Raw genomic sequence first — 5,410 nt, forward strand, 5'->3', positions numbered from 1 at the left:
GGAAGGCGAAGGCGTAATCATCGCCAACCTGCTGAACCGGTGGAACGCCTTCGGCAAACCGGTTTGCGTCAAAAATGCATAGTCGCGTCCATGGCACGGGAACTCGTACCCATCCGGACAAAGCCCATCAGCTCACGCGGTAACGCAAGAGCAGAACCAAACGCCGAGATCAGGCGTTTGCCGAACGACAGCACGATTTTCTATTTCGGTCGTTCCTCGAAGCACATGGAATGGCTGCGCAAATGCTCGCACCCGTCAATGAGATTCTGGTGGAGACACGGTTGATGCTCGAGAGTGGTCGGTGGTCGATGCCACGCTGATTCCAGCGCCGAGCTCGACGAAAAACAACGAGGGGATGCGGGATTCGGAAATGCGCAGACGCAGAAAGGCGGTGAATGGCACTCGGGATGAAAGCACACATCGGCGTGGACGCGACGTCCGGTCACGTACACACCGTTATAGCCGCGGCAGCCAACGTTCACGATATCACCGAGGCCACGGCGTTGTTGCATGGCCATGAAATGGTCATGTATGCTTGCCTAGCCTCATCGCGACATTGCCAGCGTATCGCGTCAGTCTAGCAACGCTTTTCCATGCACTGACATCTGGCGTCGGCTCCCTGCCAAGGTCGAACACCCATTCTACGTCCTCAAGCGGCAGTTTGCCTAAACGAAGACCAGATACCGCTGTTTAATGAAGAACACTGCCCAGATCACGACGTTCTTTGCGCTGGGCAACCTGTGGATGGTGTGCGGAGCTTTGCGGCAAGCTTGAAACATATGGAGCCAAGGCTGCGGGCCTCGACAAGCGGTGCCCCGAGCATAGTACAAGTGCAGATGTAGTGCGGAAAACTGTCGGGTCTGCAATTGGAAGAAGCGCCATACCGTCGGTCTTGAGTCAGAAGTTCGGAGAAGCACATGAGGATTACTTTCGAAGATGCATTTGCGAAGGCGCAGCAAACAAAACTGAATCGTCGCCTGCTCGTAGCGCTGATCGATCATACCGAGACCCGTTGGTGGGGTGCCCATGTCGATAAATGGAGGCCGAACGAAGCGTTGTTTTCCTCTGGCGCGTCCCTGAGGCGTTACAGAGGACTCGTGAGCCGGTTTAAGAGAGGTAAAACGGCCAAGGCACATATGTTAATGTTTCACAATGATGGCACGTTCGGTACCGCCATCTTTGGCGTCGAGTCAGCAGAGGAAGCGCAAGAACTTCTACATGACACATTGATTGAAATCCGCCTCAGAACTTGCAATTGACACGCAGCGGCACCGATGCTGGACATGCTGCGAATACGGCAGCCGACGGGCGGTAGCTAGAGCGTGTTAGGAACTTCGATTGAGACCTGGTATCCTGGCGGGATGAAAACAACCGACCGCAAAGGGTATCCGACTGATGTGTCGGATGAGGAATGGAGTTTCGCGGCGCCGTATCTGACGCTGATGGACGTTGACGCGCCCCAGCGCAAATACGAACTGCGCGAGATGTTTGATGCATTGCGCTGGATGGCTCGTGCCGGCGCGCCGTGGAGGATGCTGCCCAATGATTTCCCGCCGTGGGAGTTGGTGTATCAGCAGACTCAACGCTGGTTGCAGGCTGGCTGCTTTGAGAGCATGGTGAGTGACCTGCGCTCGGTGATAGGCGTGGCACAGGGCCGTCGGGGACAGCCCAGCGCGGTCATCCTCGATGGCCGCACGATACAGTCGACCTGCGAGAGCGGCCCGCGTGCGGGTTATGACGGTTATAAGCGCAAGCGCGGTAGTAAGGTACAGATTGCAGTAGACACGTTGGGACAGTTGCTGGCGGTGCACGTGACCCCAGCCAATGAACAGGAGCGCGCACAGGTAGCGGAGCTTGCGCGGCAGGTCCAGCAGGTAACGGGACGAACGGTCAAGGTGGCATTTGCCGATCAGGGATACACGGGCAAAGAGCCAGCGCAGGCTGCGTTCGACGAGGGCATTGACCTTCAGGTGATCAAACTCGAAGAAACGAAAAAGGGTTTCGTTCTGCTCCCCCGCCGGTGGGTGGTCGCGCGCAGCTTTGGCTGGCTCAACCGTTTCCGGCGTCTCGCACGTGACTATGAACGGCTCCCCGAAACTCTCGCTGGGCTTCATTTCGTCTTCGCAATGCTCATGCTTGTCCACGCCGTGTCAGTACTTCAAAGTTCCTAACACGCTCTAGATGCCAATTTCTGATTGACGGCCGCGGCGAAGTTGTCTGCGTTCGGGGCGGACTTGTCCGAGCAGCCAGTGGTGGTTGCGACAACGGCCAGAGCAAGAAGGCGAAACAGCGGGCGCGTTTGCATGATCGATCTCAAACTTCATATTTTTGCACGTGCGGATATTACCCTAAGCCAGCACTTCAACCACGGGAACCGCCCCCGCCACGGGCAAAAGATTCGCATTATGCGAGTCTTTTGCCCGCGTGACTCGCGGCTCGAGCGGACAGAAATGCACCGGTGCAACGACTCGACTTGCACCGGTGCAACATTTCAATTTCTGGGCATTTCGTTGGCGCGTACCCGCGCACCGAAACGCGGCATGCAGCGAACTGCTCTGAACCTGTCGCCCAGTAGAAGCCGCAATCACGCATAGAAACAACCGTCTTTCGGCTACAAACGCTCGCATTAACGATATAGAGTTGATTCTCGTGCGGCGTCAAAAACCGAAAATGCGAGGTACGGCGTTGCGAGACCGCCCCTGCCCTCTAGTGTCTTGAGTTACAAATTCATTGAATGATGCCGATCACGTACTAAAGTGTTCTGTGTGGCACTTGATGCGAGGGGGCAAGGATGAGCGGACGACCCAAAGGGGAACTGGTGCTGAGCGAATCGGAGCGCGAAGAACTTCAAGCGCTGACAATGCGACGCAAGACCGCACAAGCCCTCGCATTGCGGGCGCGCATCGTGTTGGCCTGTGCCGATGGCTTGGACAACAAGAGCGTTGCGGCGAAACAGAGGGTCACTCAGCAAACGGTCTCGAAGTGGCGGGCGCGGTTCGTAATGCATCGTCTGGACGGACTGCTTGATGCGCCTCGGCCCGGCGCGCCGAGGACGATTGATGACGCTCGCGTCGATGCGGTCATCGCAAAGACGCTTGAGTCCGTACCTGTCGGCGCGACTCACTGGAGCACGCGCACGATGGCTCGTGAGATGAAATTGTCGCAAACGGCGGTCACACGGATCTGGCGTGCTTTTGGTCTGCAGCCGCATCGGCAGGAAACGTTCAAACTCTCCAGTGATCCGATGTTCGTCGACAAGGTGCGAGATATCGTCGGGCTTTACCTGGATCCGCCGCTTAAGGCCATGGTGTTGTGCGTGGACGAGAAGAGCCAGATTCAGGCGCTCGATCGCACGCAACCCATGCTGCCGTTGGCACCCGGCATCCCGCAGCGACGCACGCACGATTACATGCGCCACGGCACGACTACGCTGTTCGCGGCGCTGGACATCGCTACTGGCGAGGTGATCGGCGAGGTACATCGGCGCCATCGCAGCAGCGAATTCGTGCGCTTTCTGCGCACCGTCGAAGCCAGCTTGCCATCGCACCTGGATGTGCATCTGGTGATGGACAACTATGGCACGCACAAAACGCCCTCGATCAAAGCCTGGTTCGCTCGACATCCTCGCTTCCATGTTCACTTCACACCCACCTCGGCGTCGTGGCTTAATCAGGTCGAACGTTGGTTCGCCTCGCTCACTGAAAAATACCTTCGACGCGGTACGCATCGCTCGACACGTCAACTCGAAGACGCGATCCGTCAATACCTGGATATCTACAACGCCAATCCACAACCGTTTTCCTGGAGCAAGTCGGCTGATGAAATTCTGGCCAGTCTCGAACGGTTTTGTATGCGGGTCCGGACGGCCGCGGGCGAAGCATCATGAACATCAACACCGACGCAATTGATGAAGTCGCCCTGGCACTTCTCTACCTGACCCTGCATGACCGATACCGCGCATGGAAGGGTTTCGACTGGGATGTGCTGAACCGACTCTACAAACGGGGTTTGATCCAAGACCCGGTCAACAAGACGAAGTCCGTGATCTTTACCGAAGAAGGACTGCGCGAGTCCGAGCGGCTCTTTAATCAACATTTCGTCATTCCTGAAAGACCGGAAAATTGATTCAACGAACTTCTAACTCACGACACTAGAGACTTTTTGACGAATCGAAGATTCGTCCGGTCGGTGCCGGACGCAAATTCAGTATATAAGGTCAAAATGGACACGAACTTTCTCTGGTTGTCGGAACCTTCGGAGACCTATCGACTCTGTCAGGAGACCGACGCAGTCGGGGCCGACCGCAAACCGTTCTCTGCCCGCTCGCGGGTGCAACACGCCGCGATGTTTGACCGCTTTCTTCGGCACATCAAGGAGCAAAGTGCGTCGATTGCCACCTTCGACGCCGCGCACATTGAGTCATTTTTCAACGAGATGGATAGGCGTATCGCGCCCGGCACATCGACGCGGCTGCGGTACGCCAAGATGCTCAATCACTTGTGCCGTCACCTCGTTGGGATCGGGTTGCGGTCCAGTAATCCCGTTGCCGAATTGATCGCTTACGACCGTTGGCCCGAGAACGAGCCGCGACCAGTCTTCCTTGATCCGGCCGCTGACCTACGACTCCAGGCGTGGACCACACCGTCAGCGTCGGATGATCCGAGAATGCAGCGAAACCGCGCGATCGTTGCACTGTTGGTGGGGACTGGTATATCGGCGGGCGAGCTGCGTCAAACTCAGCTGCGCCATCTAGTCATCGATGACGTGAGGCCAAACGTCTACGTTCCAAAGCGTGGCCCCCGACAGGAACGGCGCGTGACGATACCCGCCTTTGCGTTGGCAGCTCTTCAGCGATGGACGGACTCTCATAGGTCTGACGGCGACGCTCTGCTATTCCCCGCACCCGGCGGTGATAACGCGATCAACGATGTACTTCTCGGTGTGATCGTGAACGACGCGCTTGAAAAGATCGGATTTGCGGCGCTCGACATGAGCCCTCGCATTCTGCGAAACGCTTTCGCACGTAGACGGCTGCTGGCTAGTCGGAGCAACGAGGACACAAGCGGGATGCTTGGGCTCATGAGCCACCGAACTGTCACGCGCCTGCGTGCCACGATTAGTGAGCCGGGTGCGGCTTGACTTTGCATACAGCTCCGTAGGGTGGATTACGCCGGTTTATCAGACCGGCGTAACCCTTCGAACGGAGTCCGCATGCCATATCAAACGCAATTTGCTGACATCGCGTATCCAGATGAATCCGGACAGCCATGCGCGCTGATGTTTCGTAAGCGGTCAATTAACGACGCCCATCAGAGTTGTTGAACAGGGCAATAGACTTACCGCAGTTCGGCGGGCATGCACCAGGGAAGAAGCGCGGCGTAGTCGTCGACGGTCTGCGCGAGCGGTAGGC

General features: G+C 57.1%; 5 protein-coding genes and 1 pseudogene. All 6 read left to right on the plus strand.

Going from position 1 to position 5,410, the window contains the following annotated elements; genetic code table 11:
- Nucleotides 1–168: 168 nt before the first annotated feature.
- Nucleotides 169–774, plus strand: a pseudogene (locus tag AB3X96_RS41925) (transposase); the annotation flags it as partial.
- A gap of 143 nt (nucleotides 775–917) precedes the next feature.
- Nucleotides 918–1,259: a hypothetical protein gene (locus AB3X96_RS41930; RefSeq protein WP_368594334.1), complete on the plus strand. Its 342-nt coding sequence runs from the start codon at nucleotides 918–920 to the stop codon at nucleotides 1,257–1,259.
- 102 nt (nucleotides 1,260–1,361) lie between these two features.
- Nucleotides 1,362–2,171: an IS5 family transposase gene (locus AB3X96_RS41935; protein ID WP_368594335.1), complete on the plus strand. Its 810-nt coding sequence runs from the start codon at nucleotides 1,362–1,364 to the stop codon at nucleotides 2,169–2,171.
- A 620-nt stretch (nucleotides 2,172–2,791) separates the two neighbouring features.
- On the plus strand, nucleotides 2,792–3,886 hold the full coding sequence (locus AB3X96_RS41940) for an IS630 family transposase (protein WP_368594336.1): 1,095 nt from the start codon (nucleotides 2,792–2,794) through the stop codon (nucleotides 3,884–3,886).
- Entirely contained in the window at nucleotides 3,883–4,125 is a 243-nt protein-coding gene (locus tag AB3X96_RS41945) for a DUF6429 family protein (RefSeq protein ID WP_368594337.1), read from the plus strand. The genes AB3X96_RS41940 and AB3X96_RS41945 overlap by 4 nt, the downstream gene beginning before the upstream one ends.
- Nucleotides 4,126–4,221: 96 nt before the next feature.
- Nucleotides 4,222–5,139, plus strand: a complete 918-nt coding sequence (locus AB3X96_RS41950) for a tyrosine-type recombinase/integrase (protein ID WP_368594338.1) — start codon at nucleotides 4,222–4,224, stop codon at nucleotides 5,137–5,139.
- Nucleotides 5,140–5,410: the final 271 nt, after the last annotated feature.

The sequence above is a fragment of the Paraburkholderia sp. BR13439 genome (genome assembly GCF_040948805.1).
Lineage (GTDB): Bacteria > Pseudomonadota > Gammaproteobacteria > Burkholderiales > Burkholderiaceae > Paraburkholderia > Paraburkholderia youngii.